Source organism: Oribacterium sp. (assembly GCF_057249185.1).
Map to the genome: position 1 here is coordinate 1 of NZ_DBHIGR010000256.1, position 1,852 is coordinate 1,852.

Annotated in this window: 2 protein-coding genes and 1 pseudogene; all 3 read left to right on the top strand. The window is 38.8% G+C overall.

Annotated elements, in window-relative coordinates; all coding sequences use genetic code 11:
* Positions 1 to 370 (top strand): annotated as a pseudogene (locus ACO4PX_RS10125) (SAM-dependent methyltransferase); the annotation flags it as partial.
* Positions 371 to 412: 42 nt separating this feature from the next.
* Positions 413 to 1,048, top strand: a complete 636-nt coding sequence (locus ACO4PX_RS10130) for a hypothetical protein (protein ID WP_485572585.1) — start codon at positions 413 to 415, stop codon at positions 1,046 to 1,048.
* The gene (locus ACO4PX_RS10135) at positions 1,035 to 1,847 is read left to right on the top strand and encodes a DUF6630 family protein (RefSeq protein ID WP_485572587.1); all 813 of its coding nucleotides are present in this window, start codon (positions 1,035 to 1,037) and stop codon (positions 1,845 to 1,847) included. The genes ACO4PX_RS10130 and ACO4PX_RS10135 overlap by 14 nt, the downstream gene beginning before the upstream one ends.
* Positions 1,848 to 1,852 lie beyond the last annotated feature (5 nt).

Here is a 1,852-nt window from a genome sequence, read left to right on the forward strand (position 1 = left end):
GTTTCATCCGGTTTCTAACTGTTATGTTGAAGATGTGCAACATGTTTTTAATGAAACATATAGAGTTCTGAAAAAGGGTGGTATTTTTCTTGCAGGTTTAAATAATGAGATAAACTACATTGTGGATAGTGAAGAAAAAGAAATTGTTTGGAAAATGCCTTTTAATCCATTAAAAGATAAAGCGGCTAAAGAATATATGATTAAAGAAAAATCCGGAATGCAGTTCTCTCACAATATAACGGAGCAGATAGGTGGACAATTAAAGGCAGGGTTTACTCTGCTTGATATATATGAAGATACAAATGGTTCTGGTAGACTGCATGAACTGAATATTAAAACATATATTGCAACAAAATCAGCTAAATTATAGAAATAGATAACTTCCAGTTTGTAGAGTAGGAGAGAAAACGGAATGGACTTATGGGAGCTGATCAAGAATAATACGGAACTTCATACTATGCTTATGCGAGAGTGTGATATTTGCTTTTACAAGCAGCTTCAGGAAATCCAGTTTATGGAGAATAATGAAAACTATTCTATGCAAGCTAAGGCATTTGCACATGATGCAAGTGGCGGAGAATTTGTATTTTTAGAGGATGAAAGTATTGGCTTTATCGGTAGTGAAGGAGAGGTGGGAAGAATTGCGGAAAGTCTTGCAGAGCTTCTGACCTTTTTAATTCACGCAGGAAATCTATTTGACTTTAACTGTAAGAAGATTTATCAAAGGGAAAGCTTGCTGAGAGCCTTTTGCGAAGGCTATCTAGCCAAAATCCGAGAAGAGTATCATAAAGAAAATAAGGACTGGGATAAGATTCGGGGGACGTTGGCGGAAGAACTGTCACTTCCGTTTCATCCGGAGCATTTGCAGGATGTGGCAATGCAGTTTTATAAAGCAGCGATAAGAGAGCCTTCATTTTCCTGCAAATATATGGACGGTATGGAGGAATATACTTGTGATTCCATACTTTCCGATACGGTAGGGATGTGGGTGAAAGAACTTAGCGGAATGACAAAAGAGGAGATGGAAAACAATCATGAACCTATATAATTGGATACAGAAAGTACTTTTTGAGAATTACGAAGAATGGCACATGAAAGACCCCCTTTACGAGGGAAACGGATTTCATATCAGCGGAATTGACAATACACTAAAAGCGATGCATGACGGATATATTTTTTATACAGAGCTGACCCCGTCCCATGCCGTAAAGGGCTGTACATCGATGAAAGCGGTAGTCGGGAAAAGCAAAGAGCTGGTCAATTTATATTTGAAAATAGAGGATAAAAAATATCTAATTTCCGACTTAAGCTACAGCGATGCCATAAAGATTATGAGGGCATTTGTAAAAAAGGAAGTTCTTCCCGATGAAAAGACTTATGTGGAAGTGATAGGAAATGATGATGCAATCGTAAAATCTGCATTTGAAGACTTATCAAAGCTCCTGCTGGCAGACCCCAAAACGGCGCAGCGTTTCCTGAAAAAGAACAAGCATGAAAGTATGGAAGATATGGACCATGCCTGGGAAGAGCTTTTTTTCGCGTTAGAGCGGAAAGGAAAAGTGATAGAACTGGATTGGAAAGCGAGGAAGGATAGTTTTATTCCTGCTGTGCGTAAATTAAGTGCCGGGTTAAATCTCGAGATAGATGAGAAAATATTGAATGATGAAGAGGATATCCCAAGATGGGGAAAGATTCTGAATGCCGAGTGGACAGAGTATGTTTTGTCTGCCATGGATATAGGAAGTGACAGCTATGCGATGATGGTTCTCAGCAAGGAAGACTTTGAAAAAGCAAGGGAGCTGGCGAAAGTGTTCTTGCATAGAATCGCAGTGATTGAAGAGATGTGAGAAGA